This window comes from Mycoplasma testudinis ATCC 43263 (genome assembly GCF_000687795.1).
In the GTDB taxonomy this organism is placed as follows: domain Bacteria; phylum Bacillota_I; class Bacilli_A; order Mycoplasmatales; family Mycoplasmoidaceae; genus Mycoplasmoides; species Mycoplasmoides testudinis.
Genome location: NZ_JHXT01000011.1, coordinates 26,691 through 44,917 on the forward strand (window position 1 = coordinate 26,691; position 18,227 = coordinate 44,917).

Consider the following 18,227-nt stretch of genomic DNA (forward strand, 5'->3'; position numbering starts at 1 on the left):
TTCAAAAAATAATTTATTATATTAATGCTTATAAACAAGAACCAAATTTAAACGAACTTATGTTGACTTTATCTGACGCATTATTAATTGCAATTTTAGTAATCATCCTTTTATGTATTTCTGGGTTGATTGTTTTTTTATTTTTTAAAAATCAATCGCGCGATGCAATCATGAATTTTTTGCGAACAACTTTCAGACGCAACAAAAACAATTCCAGTAACGAAGATTTTTATGGTAATCTTTCCAGTTCGTTATTAAAATTGTCCGCTGATAAAATTGGTGCAATTATTGCCATTGAACGCGAAGACTCCTTAGAAACTTATATTAATGTTGGCTATAAAGTTAAAGGAGACTTTTCTCCCGAATTTATTATTTCGGTTTTTTATAATAAACGTTCTGCTTTGCACGACGGAGCGGTAATTGTGCGAAACCAAAATATCGTTTCAATTTCAAGTTATTTTCCGATGACTCGTCAATTGCTTGATGTTTCATACGGGGCGAGACACCGTTCAGCAGTTGGCTTGAGCGAAAGAACCGATTCAGTTATTTTTGTAGTTAGTGAAACTAACGGAAGAATAAGCGTTGCCCAAAACGGTTTAATTCGTCGCTTGTCACAAAATCCGGACCGGCTGGTGGATGAAATTGGTAAAGTTCTAATGCAATCAACTCAAGATATTAAATAGGCCTTAAATTTGTTATTTTCTTTAAAACTTTCTAATTTCTTTTTCAATAAGATTTTTATTCATGGATAAAAAGCATTTTCGTAATTTTAGTATTATCGCGCATATTGATCACGGTAAATCAACTCTTTCAGATCGGTTGATAGAATTTACTCATGCTTTAGAAGTTCGTGAAATGCAAAACCAAATTTTGGATTCCATGGATATTGAGCGTGAGCGGGGAATTACCATTAAATTAAATGCAGTGCAGCTAGTGTATGACAAAACCCCTAATGAACGTTATTGATTTCATTTAATTGATACTCCAGGACATATTGATTTTACTTATGAAGTTTCGCGTAGTCTAGCGGCGTGTGAGGGTGCACTCTTAGTTGTGGATGCATCTCAAGGGGTTGAAGCCCAAACCTTATCTAATGTTTACTTAGCATTAGAAAATAATTTAGAAATTATTCCCATCATTAATAAAGTCGATTTACCTAGTGCGGATGTCGAACGTGTTAAAGCTCAAATAGAAGAAACAATCGGAATTGATTGTTCTAATGCACCATTAATATCAGCCAAAACAGGACTAAACATTCAAGACGTTGTTAACGCTATTGTAGATCGTGTTCCTGCACCATTAGTCGGTGATGATAATGCTCCATTACAAGCATTAATTTTTGATTCGTACTACGATTCATATAAAGGTGCTGTTTGTTTTGTCCGGATTAAAAACGGAACATTAAAACCCGGCGACAAAATTAAAATGATGTCAAATAATGCGACATTTGAAGTTCTTGAAGTTGGTGTTAAAACACCATTTTTAAGTAAACGCGATATTTTAATTTCTGGAGAAGTTGGTTGATTTGCGGCTGCGATAAAAACAGTTCGCGATGTTAATGTCGGTGATACTATTACCCATGTAAATGCACCTGCAGCTAAAGCCCTTCCCGGATATCGGAAAGTGATTCCGATGGTGTTTGCTGGACTTTATCCCATTGATACCTCTGATTATCAAGCACTTAAAACCGCAATGGAAAAAATTGTTTTATCAGATGCTGCTTTAGAATACGAATATGAAACTTCTCAAGCCTTAGGATTTGGGATCCGTTGTGGCTTTTTAGGTTTGTTACATATGGATGTAATTCGCGAACGAATTATTCGTGAATATAACATCCCCTTAATTGTTAGTGCTCCTTCGGTAAAATATCAAGTATTGCAAACAAATAAGGAACTTATTGATGTTGATAACCCAGCAAACTTGCCAGACCGAACCAGAATTAAAGATATTTTAGAGCCTTATGTAGCAGTTCATATTTCCACTCCTGATACATATTTGGGAAGTGTCATGGAATTATGCCAAAATTTCCGTGGGGAATATAAAGACTTACAAGAAATTGATGGCAATCGAAAGCGCATTATTTATCATATGCCATTAGCTGAAATCATTTATAGTTTCTTTGATAAATTAAAATCGGTTTCTAAAGGTTATGCTAGTTTAGACTATGAATTAATTGGTTATCAAGAATCCAAATTGGTAAAAGTTGATATTTTATTAAACGGAACTAAAGTGGATGCTTTATCATTTATTAGTCATCAAGATTTTGCTTATGCGAAAGCTAAAAAGATTTGCGAAAAATTAAAAGATTTGATTCCCCGTCATTTATTTGAGATTCCTGTTCAAGCAGCCATTGGCTCAAAAATTATTAGTCGCGAAACAATTAAAGCCATGCGCAAAAACGTTTTAGCAAAATGTTATGGTGGTGATATCACCCGGAAGAAAAAATTATTAGAACAGCAAAAAGAGGGGAAAAAGAAGATGAAAGCAATTGGGAATGTTGAAATCCCCCAAGAAACTTTTTCGAAATTATTACAGGATGATAATTAATTAAATGATTTTTAATCAAAATTTTTCTTTTGCTAATACTCCACCATTAAATATCACCTCGATTATTGTTAATCTGGTGATTTTTATCGTTGTCTTAATTGGTGCTATTATTTTGTTTTGACGATTAAAAATCACATCTAAGGGCTATAAACTGCTTTTTGTTTTTTACACGTTTTTTTGGTTTCCCTTAATGCTTGTTCGATCTTATCGAGGAACGTTAAATAATGATTTAGAAGTAAGTCCATTATTGTTATTTATTCCCTTGTCGGTTTATGGTTTTGTGGGAATTTTTGTTCGACCATTATTTGATTGAATGGGCGCCAGATTTCAGTCCAGAAAAGCTATTATTTTTATTGCTTTATGAATTCAATTAATAACTTTTTTACCAGTGGCAATAGCCCCATCTTTTGCTACAAATGTAATTCAAGCAGTTGGGGTTGGAATTGGAGCTAGTTGTATTGGTTCATTTAGTTTATGATTTAATGAACAACATACACGCACTAAGCCCTTTTTAACAATTTCTATTTTATCTTTACCGCCATTAATTGCCGATTTTTTAGCATCACCAATTCAAGCATTAATTAGAACTACTTCGCCTTTTGGAAGTTCTAGTTCAAATATTGCAATCCATGCTGATCCAAACTGAACAGCATATTTGTGAGTTATTGCAATTATCGTAATTTTGTTTTCATTTGCAATTGGTTATTTTGTGAAAGAAAAACCGGATTTGGTCGGTTTACAACAGTCACAAAATAAACAGGTTATTAAAACAAAATGACAGTGAATTATGTTGATGGGAATTGTTATTGTTGGTGCCAGCATCGACTTTACTAAGTTTGCAAGTGCTGATGCTATTGCAACAACTACAATTCAACATATTGGTGGTAGTGTTAATACCCGAGTTTTTGATGGGTATGTAACTTCTGTTTTTAGTATCTTCCAGTTAATTGGCGGAATACTAATGGGATTTGTGGGGATCCGTTACTTTAGTAAAATCGTACTTTATTTATTTGGAGCTATTTTCTTTATTGCATATGATCTTTCAGTAATCTTGATTGCTCGATTTGATAATAATACTTTAAATGGTGCTATTGCTTATTTAGGTGTACAAGCATTAAATGGTTTTGGTTACGGGGTTTTATACAACTTGTTAATTGCCCATATCCTTTCACTCGGATTCAAAACTAAAAACTTTAGCCCATTGGGTTTATATCAAGCAATTGCCGCATTAAGCATTTCAGCTGGAACTTTCTTCACATCAGCTGTTCAAGGTTTTTTACGTGCTGATTTTGCTCATGTTCAATTCATCATTAACTTAACTTTGATTTGTGTCACTTTAGTGATGAGTTTCATCTATTATTTTGTCAACTATATCGAAAAAGATTTTAAGCATAAGCCGTTATGACAAATACAAACTAAAATCTAAGTGTTATAAGAATTAAAATATAAATCATGAAATTAGTCTCACTGTAATACAGCAAAATGTTTTGTTATTTCAAAAATTTGATTCATAAAATGTCTTCACACTCAACAATCAAATCTATCAAATATTCTTGAAAATTTTGAGACGTCAATAAGCATATTTGCTTAAATAAATCTTCGTACAGATAAATGTTATCTAACTAAAAAAACAGCCAAATTTATTAACTATTATTTTTTGGACATAAATTTAGTGCTAGTCTATCTACGCCTAAATCGCTGTTCTTTTAAGATGTGAAATTTTATGAATAAGTATTTTTTATGAGTTGTTGATTTGGTTTTAACAAACCGCTTAGATGTAAAAGATGCTATTTTGATTGAAAGGACAAAATGGTGCTGCAAAACTACTACTGCAGTTCAACATGATAAAAACATTTTAGATATGCAAGATTACAAAACTTTTAAAAAAAACATTTTATTGGCTGAAACTGATACCTCTATTTTACTAAGTACAAATACACTGCGATTAATCGATAAATGGCAATTTGTACCAAAGATATGAGATGCGATTCATTTTGAAATATATAAGCTCAAAAATTTAAGCAATTTATTTCAATCGGCCAATTGGTTAGTTAAATTTAAGGAATGCAACTAACACGGGGATCTTTATTTAAAAAGGTAATTAAGTTTAAACAACCAATTGTCAATCGGGATGTTAGTAAAGTGACTGAAATGACCAATATGTTTTTCCGATCCAAAAAATTTAATCAAAAAATTGATAACCGAAAATTGAATAACAAAATTTTGACAGTTGATTTATTTATTTTTATCTTTTAATTTTTTAAAGCAAATTATTTAATCATTTTGATTAGATATATTTGCTGCTTTAGACAATCATAGCGGTAATTAAAATAATGTCATTTTTAAATAATATAATAACTTACATATAAATTGATTCTGAAAGGATTATTAATGAATAAACAATACACCTTTAACACGGATATTGTTTCGTCTCATTTTGAGGTTGAAGGATCACAAATCCGCCTTAAAAACGAAACACTTAAACAAGTTGGAAATCGCTGAATTTCTCTTGACTTAAAATGAACCCCTATTGAAGGCGCAAAATCATATGGATTAATGATTATTGACTATGAAGCAAGTCGCGTAGTTGGTCAACCATTCATTCATTGAGTTGCTGCTAATATTAAAACAAATTACTTAGAAGAAGGCGCTAACATTGATGCTAAAGGACATGTTAATGGCGTTAATAGCACTTCTCCAGGAAAAACCGATGACACCGAAGGAGTACTAATTGAAAGCATTCCTGGAGGTTTCAAGGCTACAACAATTCATACAGCATCTGATTATTTTCCTCCTGCTCCGCCAGACAAGCCTCATCAATACACCATTAAAGTTTTTGGTTTGGATGTTGAAGACCTTGATGTTAAAGCGCCATTCTTTATTGGCGATTGATACAACAAAGCATTGACACATGTTGTCGGAATTAGATCTTTAAACTTCTGATTTTGCCCAGACCATGAGAAGAAATAAAGAGGGTTAATATGAAACATAATCTTAAATTAGGAAACACACCTTTAATTTGATCAAGTGCAATTGGCAAAGATGGGTTTTTAAAAACCCATCATGGAGCTAATGGTCATGATGGAAAAACTCAATTTCCGGCACGTTCGTTCCCACTTGAATGAACCCCAATCCCTGGTGCTAAATCTTATGCTTTAATTTTTGAAGACTTTGATGCTGGTAAAGTCATTGGCTTTCCTTTTGTCCACTGGGTTGTAGCAAATATTAAAGATACAAAACTTGACGATAATCAATCTTTATTAGACTGAAAAAAATGAGAAGAATCAGGTTTTAAAAATTACAGTAACGATATTTTGTGACAAGGTCACAATAGTTCAGTTTCTGAAACAATCGTGGCTAATAATAAACCCGAAAACTCTTCACTAAAAGGAATTTTGCCAGAAGGTTTTACAAGCCAAGTTTTTAGTAACTCTTTACTTTTCTTTGGCCCTTATCCACCTGATGATGCTCACTTATATACTGTAACCGTATACGGACTTGATGTCGATGCTAACGATTTAAAATATATTAAATCTTTTGAATCTAAATCGTTAAAACCGACTGAATATAAACAGTTAAACGAACCTTATTATATCGGTGATTTGGTTCAAGCGATGGACAACCATATCATTGATGTTCGAATTTTAAACTTTAAATACGAACAAGCTAAATAATCCATATAATAAAACACTAAGATTTGAAAGGATAGCCCGGATTTGGGTTATCCTTTTTTCTTGCGGTCTTACTTAGATCATTGCTTTCGTAGAAAAATTAATATCCAATTTTTTTATTTTTTAAATATTTTTTTTAATTTTATGTTCATATTTAGTTACCAATTATTTTGTAATAGTAAAATAATACACGCTTACATACCAATAAAAATAAATTAGATTTCAGCAATTGTTTGCGGTCTAAATTTTTAATGCAAGTAAATTTATATTAATCAGTATTTGGCTGAGATAGCCTATAATAAGGGAACATGTGTATGCAGACTAATAATTACGTCTTACCAAATAAGACGACAATTTTACCTAATCAGGTAGCTTTAAAATTGCTTCGAATTATCATGACGTTATTTAGTGTCATGTCATTATCGATATTGGCGTACAAAATAAATTATAGCCCATCAATCAAAATCGTTTTGAACACTATCATTTTTTCGGGAATTAATATCGGATTACCTGTTTTGATTTTAGCTTTAGGTTATGGTTATTGTATTCCAGAAAAATATACCTGAAAAGGTTGAATGAAAAAACACATGAATTTTTATCGAACTTGATATTTTTATATTGCATTAGTGATCGTTATCGGTTGGATTGGAATCGGAATTCTGCAAAGTCGAAATGATCCACTTTTAGCTCAACCTTTTACAGGATCACAATTACTACCAGATTCAAACATTCCTAACCCACAATCTAATTCTAGTGGTTGAAACTTGTTGAATTTTGGTTATCCATTAAATGTAGATGGGACCAATAACGTCAATTCATGATATGGAATGATTACTTTATTTAGTATTATTCCCGCCCAAAATTTTTACTTGGCAGGAACTACTTTTTTAACAACTTTCTTTTGGTTCATCATGATTGCTCCTTTTATTTGGAATTGGATGAATAAACTATCTTTTGGTGCCAACACGACAATTGTTGTTTCGTTTATTATTGGCGCAATGTTTTTTTCTTATTGGGGAAACGCTTTTCAATTTGGATCAAGCGAAGCCAATGCGGCTGCTAGTGCTGCTGTTCCCGGTCATGCATATGTAACCGAATTTACTAAATGAATGCCAACCGTTACTTATTTCTTATTAGGTTGATATTTAAAGCGTTACGTCCGCTTGATTTCTTGAAAAATTACACTAGGATGATTTGTCGGGATTGCAGTTGGATTATTCATTGCTGAAAGTGCTTTAGATGAAGGATTAAAATCACAATCTAATTATCAATACTTTTATTTGTCTGCTTCGACCGGAGCAGCTTTTCCAAATGTAGTTTTAGCGGTTCTTTTATTTTATGGAATTTTAGCATTACCGCAAAAAAAGACACCCCGATTAGAACGATTTGTAAATTTTCATGCTGAACATATTATTGATGAATTCATTCAAACTCAAATATTAGCTAGAATGTTATTTGGCGTAGTAATTTTACACTTTGGAGCCCATTTAGATGTAATCTTTGTTAATAGTGATGTAATTGAAATTCCCGGAACCATCAATAATACTGCAGTTCCTGGATTTGACCAATACTACGGGTGGTTGATCTTTATTTGAGCTATTTTTGCTTATTTCTTACAATATGTAATTTCTTTAGGAAGACGTTATTTTTATGTCGGTGTTGACAAAGGAATAGCCTATTTGAAATCAAAAAGAAAAAATGGATTAAAAGTTCAATAATCCAAGCTTCCCGTTTAAAAGATAAAATCTTCCTAACTAAATTTTGTAAATTAGCTTTTAAAAAAAGGTGTCTAAGAGTGCTAATTATGAGAATTGGCTCATGTCGACTTTTTTCTTTTACAAAATAAATAATTAGCACTCTATGTCTTTAAGTGCTAATTTGTGATATAATTTTTTTGTATCGATTAGAATATCTGAATTTTAAGGAGGTTACACCTTATGTTCTCAAGTTTTAAACCAGCTGACAATGAAAAAGATTTGTTGAAGCAATTTGGCCGTAATTTAAATGACGAAGTAGCGCGTAACAAAATTGATCCAATTATTGGTCGTGGCGATGAAATTCGTCGATTAATTGAAATTATTAGTCGAAAAAACAAAAACAATCCGGTATTGATTGGTGAACCCGGCGTAGGAAAAACGGCCATTGTTGAAGGGTTTGCTCAAAGAATTGTTGCAGGAGATGTTCCCGATAACTTAAAAGATGCTGAAATCGTTGAATTATCGTTATCTTCAATTGTTGCTGGTACGATGTATCACGGACAGTTTGAAGAACGGTTGCATAGCATTTTAAAAAAAGTAAAAGAATCAAATGGTCGGACCATTTTATTTATCGACGAAATTCACCAACTAGTTGGAATGGGCAAACACGGCGATAAAAGCGGAATGGATGCATCAAATATTTTAAAACCAATGATGGCTCGCGGTGAAATTCGAGTAATTGGTGCAACCACTCTTAAAGAATATCGTGAATACATTGAAAAAGATGGCGCTTTAGAACGCAGAATGCAAAAAATTATGGTTAATGAACCAAGTCAAGAAGAAGCTTTAACCATTATGCGGGGATTAAAAGAACGTTGGGAAATTTTTCATAAAGTAGGGATTTTAGATAATGCTTTAATTGCTGCTGTAAAGATGTCTGACCGTTATATTTCAGACCACTTTTTGCCTGATAAAGCAATTGATTTAATTGACGAAGCAGCAGCCAGAATAAAAACCCAGATGCATTCACAGCCCCAAGAATTAGATACTTTGAATCGGAACATTATCCATTTAGAAACTGAATTGGCAGCATTAAAAAAAGATACCGAAAACGAAGTATCTCATAAAACTCGCATTGCCCAAATTACTTCTGAGTTAACAACCTTGAAAAGTAAACAAAGCTTGTTAAATAAAGAATGAGAAAATCAAAAATCTGCTCATGAAAAAGTTAATGAATTAAAAGAAAAAATTAATACAACAAATAACAAAATTGAAAAATACCAAATGGATGGGATGTATACTGAAGCATCGAAATTGCTTTATGTAGAAATGCCGAAAATTAAACAGGAATTAGAAAAAGCAACTGAAACAATTAAAAAAATTAAAAACGATTTATTTAAAACGGTTATTACCGAAAACGAAATTGCAGAAGTTATCTCTCGTTCTACTGGTATTCCCTTAAACAAATTACTTGAATCCGAAAAAGAAAAACTCTTACATCTTAAGCAAGAAATGGGTAAAAGAGTTAAAGGCCAAGACGAAGCTTTAGCAAAAGTTGCAAATGCGGTTTTGCGGGGAAGAGCCAACATTAATGACCCTAATCGTCCAATTGGATCTTTCTTATTTTTGGGTCCAACTGGTGTTGGTAAAACCGAAGTGGCTAAAACTTTAGCTTTTGATTTATTTGACAATGAAAAAGCGATGCAACGCTTTGATATGAGTGAATACATGGAAAAACACTCCGTATCTAAATTGATTGGTGCGCCTCCTGGTTATGTTGGTTATGATCAAGCAGGGGTGTTAACCGAAGCAGTGCGTCGCAAACCTTATAGTGTTGTTTTATTTGATGAAATTGAAAAAGCCCATATTGATGTTTTAAACATTTTATTGCAAATTTTGGATGATGGTCGAGTGACTGATGGCCAAGGTCGCGTTGTGAACTTTAAAAATACCATTATTATCATGACGTCTAACATTGGGTCCCAAGGAATTTTAAGTGGTAAAAAAGAAGAAGCAATGACTGAAATCCAAAAAATGATGCGCCCTGAATTTATTAATCGGATAGATGAAGTTATTATTTTTAATGAATTAAGTGACAAAGCTATTAGCGAAATTGTTGAACGGTTAACTGATGAATTATCAGTTCGTTTGAAAGCGCAAGACCTTAATGTTCGCTTTGGACCAAATCTCAAAGCTAGTATTAAAACAAATGGATATGATAAACAATTTGGAGCTCGTCCATTAAAACGTTATATTCAAAGAAACATTGAAAACTTCTTAGCCGAACAAATTATTGCTGGAACAATTAAGAAAAATACTGCATATGAGTTAGAACTTGATGCCGTCAAGAAATTACGGTTAGCACCAGCAGCTAAATTTAAATCATAAGACTTCAATTTAAGTTCTCTTGTTTTAGGTTATTTAATAATTATTGAATCCCAAGTTTGGCTGGTTTTTTGAACCAAGAACTTGGGATTTTCTTATTGTGAATTAATAGTTTTTTAGGATTCTTAGTTTGCCAATTCAAAAATATGATTTTTGAATGTTTTTCATACCACTCATTTTTATGAAATATATTTGAAAAATGATTCTTGAATCTCTAAAACTTGACGAATTATGTAGTTTATATATAATTACATTAAGATTTAATATGTAAGTATTGGATCTTTTACTATAACCAAACCCTAATACTAAAAATATTAGTTATCATTTTGTTGATTTGCCTATCCTGTTATTTATACGTTATTAATCATCTCATACCAATGTTTCATAGGAGGCATTATGCGAGCAAATAAAAAAATATTACTTAGCGTTATTGCTTCAGTAGGTTTAGCTGCCAGTTTTACAACCGTCGGAATTGTAATTGGCACAAACCAAGCAGCATTATTCAACGGAAATGTCATTTATGACACGAACGCTGCTAGTGCACCATTAGTGCAAAAACCTAACCCATCTGTTCCGATTACACAACCATCTACTGATGTAACTCCGTCGTTGCAACCCCAAAATCAACCAACTCCTAATCCCCAGCCATCTGAGTCCACTGCTGAATTAATTCGGCGCTTAACTGATAATGGTGAATCAGCTGCATTGGCCGGTAATAACCGAACGATTGGTGGGGTTGGTACTATTTTCCGAAGAACTGGCGAAAATGGTGACCCCAATAATCGTTTTAGTTATGATTCGTTTTCGCAAGGATCACAAAATAGTGCAGGGACATTAGCTAAATTAATTCAAGATGGGGTAACCTTAGAAAATTTACCAACTTTATCTGAGCCAATTTCAGTAAGTGATTTATTGAAACTAAAAGAAAATAGTTTGCGTTTGATCCCTGGTCAAAAGGTTTTAAATATTACCCAAGCTGACGAAAAAACTTTCTTGGATCAATTAAACGAAAATGCTCGCGTAACATTTAATGGTACAACCATTCAAGCTTCACTAAGTGACTTAGTTAAAATTGCTCAAAAACTAAATTCTGGAACTGCTTTAACCCAAACTGAAACCCAACAATTAAATATCTTTAACCAATATTTACATGGCCCAGCCCGAAGTGATGACCCTAATGGTCCAAAGATGTCTGATTTATATGGCATTAATAGCATTCAAGACGTAAGATTAAAAACAACATTTACACCAGAAGAATTAAATACATTAAGCCAAGGCCAAGTTCCTGATTCATTAACACCAAATGGGGCTTTTGGTGGAACTTATCATGCTTTGCCAGCGTTTGTTAATGACGTTCAATTTAAAGCAACATATGATAATTTAAACCGTTTTTTACCAATTACAACAAATTCCCAACGTTCTTATAATGATATTATTAACTTAGATTTCAAACCAGGTCCTGGCGATATAGCATCAGGTTACAATAAAACTGTTATTTCAATTCCCGGATATGAAAATGTTGCTGAATTATATGAATACACAAGTATTACTAAACCAAATGATGTAACCCAAAACCGCTACATCATTAATATTCATGATATCCAAAACATGGGTTCAAGAACAGCAAATGATTTAATCAATACAGCTAAATCATTGATGAAATATGTCAATAACAATTCCGGAATTGGAATTGCCATTCGCAACATTAACAGTACCACAGGTTCGTTTGGTGCGGCTTTTGTAAAAAGCATGCCAAATTTAGTGAAGTCATTAACGTTATTTTACGACTGAAATAACCCAATGGCGGCTGATGCTTTAATTGATAATCAAAACTATACTAGTCCTTCAAATAACTTAACTGAATTGAACATTTACACTGATTTATCGACTTCGATTGACAACCGCAATAATGGTCGAGAAGGTGCAACGATTCTTTCACGAATTGATCCAAGAGTTTACCAAAAAGTAAACCCCACAGCCCAAGATTATGGATATAATGCCATCTTTACAACCATGTCAATTAAACCCAATACTTCACGAGCTGACATTAGTAATGCGATGAATTATGTTTATGTTCAAGCCAAAAACCGCCGTGAGTTTCAAGGAATTATGGGCGGTGCTGGAGCCCGTCCAGGAAAATGGGATTTTGAAGATAATTCAATGTGGGATATGAATAATTTCGTGATTCCGACAACCTCGGCAATTTCGGTTTTTGATAAGGTTACGTTCTCACCACTTGTTCAGGGATTATCAGCCCCTTTAGATTTACAAAATTTAACAATAGATAATACAACAAGAGTGAAAATTCCTGGTGATCCTAGTGAAGGGATAGCGTTTGCAAATGCTGGTCAAGCAGATGCTAACGCTAATACGTATTTACGGGCTATTGGTAAGTCGTCTCGCGGCGCTAGCGCTGACTTACAAACAATCATTAATTACATGGTGCGAGCGCAAGCATATTTAAGAAATGTGGATTTAAGAAATTACACTGCAGGTGGAATTACTTATAGTACAGACATAAGTGAACAGCAAATTAAGTCCGCATCGTGACCGGCTTCAGTTCGTGATATTTATTATGGAAATAATCAGGTCTTTAGAAACCCAAGTTTCTATGGTGGGAATGTAACTAACAATTTTATTCCACCAAATCCGTCAGTTAGTCAACCATTAACTGCTGATAATTCTGGAGCGGCATTTGCGGCTAGTTTAGGTTCACAACCACTCAATAAAATTAATACTGATTCGCGTAATAGCGCAACTATTTTTAATACGCAATATACAGGAAATTCGCCAAGTGCAATTGGTAATGACTCGCGAAAATATATTAGCTTAAATAGTTCCGAATATGCCAATATCCAAAATAATATTTATGATGGGTTAAACGATTATTCATTCCGGATTATTGAAAACACAGATATTCCTCGTCCCGGAACATCGCAACCTTTAAGTCAATTTGGAACTGCTTGGGTTTTAGATTATCAAAAAACTAATGATGGCTCTTATCCGTTGACTTGGTATTTTGGCACTAACTTGCACACCGTAGTAAATTTGTTTAACCCGGATGGAACTAAATCCGATCACGCGGTTAATATGACTATCCGCAAATATAATAAAGATACAAAACAAAACGAAGACACTGTTTTAACTGGAAGTACTTTCCCACAATTGGTTTTAGATGGTGCGCACTTCTTAAAAGCTCAAGAAGCAGGTGGATCTTTAGCTAATCACTTTAAAGATTTTTCGATTATTAAAGTTACTTTTGATAATCAAGATCAAGCTAAAAAAGCTACCCAAGACTTTTACAACAAGCATAAAACATCAGTATTTACTTTTGGATCAAACACGGCGATTGGAAATAAAAATTCACAGGACTTGATCTCCTTTAATCAAGGTCGTGTTTTAGGATATCCGACTGAAAATTCAACATCAAATGGGCAATTTCCAACAGTTAACCAGCACACGGGTTCGATTAGCAAAACAATAGCTGCAAATTTTGCTAATGTCAGCAATATTCAAGTTGCCAATAACTATGGACAATCTTTACCTGGAATATATGACATCCGGAAAGTAGTTGAAACCACTAATCTGACAACTGAAAGTGATGGTACATCCCACTACGCAATTGACTTAGCGTGGGGTAGTAAATGATTCACTCGTTTTGGTCTAACTTTAGGATTAAGCGATACGAATTTATCAGGTGGTGCATCAGGATCATTAGCAGTAGGTACTAATGGACAGGTATTAGGTGCTTACTGGGGTAATTTAAATGCAACCCAAAATGGATTTGTTGATCCATTTATTAGCCCTGATTACTATGACCAAAACGGTAAACAAATATTCTGGGGTTATGATGCTATTCATGGCGGTAACAACCAAACTAACTCATTAAAACAGTACTTAGAGAAAATTGGTCAATTACAAAATTCTTGATTATTAAGTCAGGCTGTTAATCAGTAATATCTTTACTTTAAACATGAAAAAAAATAATAAAAAGTTTTCGCAAAAGCTTTTGCTTCGAGGCAGTTTAGCTATTGCATGCACTAGCCTTGTTAGTGCAACGGCTGCTAGCTGTTCGCAGGCCAACTTTATTGACGATTCAACTAATAATGGGTTGCAAAGATTTGCTAGTCATTTTGCTGATCATATAACCGTTGCTGCAAATGACAAAATCAGCAATCTTACAGCTGCTGAATTTGACAATCAAAATCGTTCGCCAGAATATTCTGAATTACAAGGTGTCGTAGTTGATGGTGCTTTACCAAATCCACCCGCAAACACAATTGTTCAGTTTACAAATAGTCACGTTGATAATAATCAAATTACTTATACTTTTGAAGTTAGATTAGATAATTTATTTAAAACAATATCGTTTACTTTAACTAATTTTAATTTAAAGCCTAACGATGAACCCAATTCACCAACATCACCTCCACCATCAGATGAAACTACTCAACCAGTTGATCCCCAAACCAAATTAAATAACGTAAATCGACAAAGCACCAAAAATGCTTTTACTTTACCGCAATCAAGTCAGAACATCTTACCCGAATCTGAAATTTTTCAAAATCTTTATGATCGAACCTTTAGTATTGCTTTTCAAGGTTTACCGCCAGGATCTACTAAGGACACTGACACAGTTATTAATGCTTCTCAAGGAACGGGTTGGGTTTTAGATTATGCATGAAATCCCGATCATTCTAAACTAATGCTATATTTAGCAACAAATGCTCACGTTTATGGTCCAGTGTATAACCCGCCACCAGAAAAATACCAAAGCAATTTTCCAGAATATTTTAACGATAACATTGCAAGTGCAAGTAACAACACAACAATCAAAGGATTTGCTTTAGGTAAAGCGGGTGCTAACGTTAATTTAAATCCATTGCCTAATAAAACAAATCCATTATCCACTAACCAAGTGCACTTTTTTCATAATTTAAAATTTGCTAGTCAAAATACGTCAACTGCGTCTCAAAATACTTTTCTTGGTGATATTATTTCAAATCCTAAAACAATTTTTATGGCAATAGATTTCTTTCAAGATAATGATAACCAAAAACTGCTTCAAGCATTAAGAAATACTGATCCTAGTATTAATTATTTCGGAAAAGATTTTGCTGTATTTGGTGTTGAAATAAATTACGCTAAATTACAAGACGGGGTGAATGCAAACCTTTCTGGTTATGTTGAATTTAAACAAGATATTGATAAGGCTTTAAACGCTTTTGATTTTAGTCAAAATCGCTTTAAAACCGTAAACGTTCCAAATCATAATACCAATGATCTTCCTTACCTGAGTGTGGATTATGGGTCGATTTATCATTTAAATCCTAATAATATATCTTTACGTAATCGTCCTGATTTTTTTAATTATTATTCCAATACAAGGCAAGTTTATTTGGGTGGATATCCAAATTTAAATGGCCCAACCGTATATTTACACAATCATTCATCTGATTTGCCAAAACCAACAAATGGCGTATTTAACCACCTTTCTTTTGGAAGTACTTCAGAAACTGTTGAGTTTTTTGGCCATAAATTTACAAAAATTGATGGTGCTATAGGTTTTGATAATGCTAGTCTATATTTTGGAGCAAGTGGATCATTAGTTGCTAATGAGTATGGATTGCCGATTGGCATTTATACAAATTTTGCACCATTTAGACAAGATGGCAACACTGATTTAAGTCAACGCAGTTTTTTGGCATTTTTAATTAAACCAGTTGATGAGTTTTTAACGTTTTTCGGTAGTCAACTATCTGATCCAATCGTTTATGCTCATAATTTGATTGATGGTACAAACAAAAAATTATATCCTCATCAAACTAAGTCTTATCGTCAAAACTTAGAAGTTCTCAAAGATGAATTTGCAGGATTTACAAATACAGCATTATTTCCGAATGGAATCTAATCAGATTGTTTTGACTGATGAATAATAAAACTGCTTTTATAAATATGCCTATAAATATCAAAAATAATATTCAAAACTTTTTACAGATATATGGACAGGCCCCTAAAATTCCAAGCAATTTGATGTTTTTTATATCAATTGTTGCAACAGATCTAATACCATTGAAAAGTGGGTGTATTAATATTATTTTTTACTATTAATTTAAAATATAGACAGTAGGAGTTCATGCTATGAATACATTGCAATCCGCTAAAAATAAAAGAAAACTTAAAATAGCCTTAAGCATTGTTGGTGTAGTTTCAGCGGGAATAATTATTATTCCTACAAGTATTGTTTATGGTCTGAGAAATGCCGCAAACCAAAAACAGCAAAGCGATTTAGAAAACGCATTTGCACAGTTTCACGCCGATGTTACGGCGAATATTACCAACGCTAATCATGCTAATTATCAAAATCAAAAAGATTTTTTAACCGGTATGAAAAACTATGATTATGCGAATATTTATAGCGTTTTAAATCATTCAACTAAATTACCTTCGCCAGCTAATTTAAATAATGAAAATTTATCCATCGCCTTCTCAAATGTTATATCGCATAACAATTCAATTGAGTTTGTTTATCAGTTAATAACTCCGAATGGGCAAACAAAAAAAGTCAGTGTTTACGTGACTGGTTATGACCGCAATAAATCATCATCAATAATTCCACCACCCGGATCTGATCCAAAACCTGATCCTGAACCGGAGTTACCGCCAGGATCTGATCCAAAACCTGAGCCTGATCCTAAACCTGAACCAGAATCAAAACCAACCACTGATAAACTTGTAAACGGTGCTTTTAGTTATGATAACCAAGAACATACAAAAACCGCAAGTGATTTACCTGCAGCAAACAGTGATTATGTCTATACTGCTGGTCAGAATGCATGAACTGCTCAAAACGGTTCAATTGAAGGAACTTATGATTCCAGTGCTTTTAAACTTCCTAATCCTGATCGTATCGCACCAGAATTTAATCCCAGCAATAACGCCTTTAATCTCGCAGTTAGCCAGAAGACTGAATTAGAAAAAAATGGCTTTCAATTAAATCCAGATCGCAATAAACAAAAATATAAACAACGTTATAATTTTTGATACAACTATCGCATTTCGGCCATCCGGCGCAATAGTGACATTGATAACACTGAACCAAATGATTTAGCGAAAGCACCGCAACCTATTTCAATTAATGATTTAATGAAGCAAGATGCTGCTAAGGCTGACATTTTAGCACACGCTCCTTTAATGGTTAATTCAGATTTGCGATTTGATTTAAACAGTATCAAATACTTAACAGAACATAATGAAATGGGTCAAAATGCATCAATGGTGGCTTGAAAATTATTGACACTAAGCGATGAGATTCGTTTAAATCAAAAAGCCATTATGTCCGACCAGATGAGTCCTGATGATTTATCTAAAGCAGGGGCGGATGCGAATGCTAAATTGTTTTCTAAGACACCAGTTGGAACTTTATCAAATGTCGAATTTTATGTCGGTAACGAAGATAAAAGTATTAATAATGACACTGGGACCATTGATTTATATGTTTATTATGAAATTAACAAAGCACCGAAGGCTTTCCATATTGTTCTCAATAAAGAAAATGCTAACTTGAAAACTAATTTAGATTTCAGGTTTCATAAAATAAATAGGTGGTAGAAGAACAGTTAGTGAATTGTATTATCTAAGGAATAATTGATGAAATATCCCTCTAACATTTTTGTTTTTAGCAATCCCTTTGATCCACTTTTATAAGTTATAGTTTCTGTTTCTATAATATTACTTTTTTGATTTGAAAAATTATACACAACTTGATAGTTTTGGTCTAATTTTTTGGCAGACGAAAGTTGAGCGTGTTGTAATATTCTTATAAGCGAATGACCTCCCGTTTGATGTTTCATCTTCTTTTGAATCATAAAATATTGTTTTCATTCAATCAATGATTTTATTTTATTAACAATCGTGTTTTTGAAAG

13 protein-coding genes are annotated in these 18,227 nt (G+C 33.2%); 12 read left to right on the top strand and 1 reads right to left on the bottom strand.

Annotation, left to right across the window (positions count from 1 at the left end; all coding sequences use genetic code 4):
- Positions 1–59: 59 nt before the first annotated feature.
- The 12 genes from cdaM (at position 60) to T384_RS0103435 (ending at position 17,911) form a co-directional block, all read left to right on the top strand.
- Complete coding sequence (gene cdaM, locus T384_RS0103375) at positions 60–683, top strand: diadenylate cyclase CdaM (RefSeq protein ID WP_027119848.1); 624 nt, start codon at positions 60–62, stop codon at positions 681–683.
- Between the two features lie 61 nt (positions 684–744).
- Entirely contained in the window at positions 745–2,547 is a 1,803-nt protein-coding gene (gene lepA, locus T384_RS0103380) for a translation elongation factor 4 (RefSeq protein WP_027119849.1), read from the top strand.
- Positions 2,548–2,551: 4 nt separating this feature from the next.
- The gene (locus tag T384_RS06370; protein WP_052663484.1) at positions 2,552–3,973 is read left to right on the top strand and encodes an MFS transporter; all 1,422 of its coding nucleotides are present in this window, start codon (positions 2,552–2,554) and stop codon (positions 3,971–3,973) included.
- A gap of 297 nt (positions 3,974–4,270) precedes the next feature.
- A complete protein-coding gene (locus T384_RS0103390) occupies positions 4,271–4,621 on the top strand; it encodes a hypothetical protein (RefSeq protein ID WP_027119850.1) in 351 nt (116 codons plus the stop codon).
- Complete coding sequence (locus tag T384_RS0103395) at positions 4,612–4,803, top strand: BspA family leucine-rich repeat surface protein (RefSeq protein ID WP_027119851.1); 192 nt, start codon at positions 4,612–4,614, stop codon at positions 4,801–4,803. The genes T384_RS0103390 and T384_RS0103395 overlap by 10 nt, the downstream gene beginning before the upstream one ends.
- A gap of 135 nt (positions 4,804–4,938) precedes the next feature.
- Positions 4,939–5,517: a YbhB/YbcL family Raf kinase inhibitor-like protein gene (locus tag T384_RS0103400; protein WP_027119852.1), complete on the top strand. Its 579-nt coding sequence runs from the start codon at positions 4,939–4,941 to the stop codon at positions 5,515–5,517.
- Between the two features lie 11 nt (positions 5,518–5,528).
- Positions 5,529–6,221 (top strand): YbhB/YbcL family Raf kinase inhibitor-like protein, encoded by a 693-nt coding sequence (locus T384_RS0103405; RefSeq protein ID WP_027119853.1) that lies wholly within the window; start codon positions 5,529–5,531, stop codon positions 6,219–6,221.
- A 311-nt stretch (positions 6,222–6,532) separates the two neighbouring features.
- A complete protein-coding gene (locus T384_RS0103410; RefSeq protein ID WP_027119854.1) occupies positions 6,533–7,936 on the top strand; it encodes a hypothetical protein in 1,404 nt (467 codons plus the stop codon).
- Between the two features lie 219 nt (positions 7,937–8,155).
- Positions 8,156–10,303 carry an ATP-dependent Clp protease ATP-binding subunit gene (locus T384_RS06375; protein WP_036499028.1) on the top strand — a complete coding sequence of 716 codons (2,148 nt, stop codon included), beginning with the start codon at positions 8,156–8,158 and terminating at the stop codon, positions 10,301–10,303.
- A 393-nt stretch (positions 10,304–10,696) separates the two neighbouring features.
- A complete protein-coding gene (locus tag T384_RS0103420; RefSeq protein ID WP_027119855.1) occupies positions 10,697–14,257 on the top strand; it encodes a DUF31 family putative serine protease in 3,561 nt (1,186 codons plus the stop codon).
- A 16-nt stretch (positions 14,258–14,273) separates the two neighbouring features.
- The gene (locus tag T384_RS0103425; protein ID WP_027119856.1) at positions 14,274–16,211 is read left to right on the top strand and encodes a DUF31 family putative serine protease; all 1,938 of its coding nucleotides are present in this window, start codon (positions 14,274–14,276) and stop codon (positions 16,209–16,211) included.
- 230 nt (positions 16,212–16,441) lie between these two features.
- Positions 16,442–17,911: a hypothetical protein gene (locus tag T384_RS0103435; protein WP_027119858.1), complete on the top strand. Its 1,470-nt coding sequence runs from the start codon at positions 16,442–16,444 to the stop codon at positions 17,909–17,911.
- 8 nt (positions 17,912–17,919) lie between these two features.
- Here T384_RS0103435 and T384_RS0103440 read toward each other — a convergent pair.
- On the bottom strand, positions 17,920–18,227 hold a 308-nt coding region (locus T384_RS0103440), incomplete at its 5' end, for a hypothetical protein (RefSeq protein ID WP_027119710.1).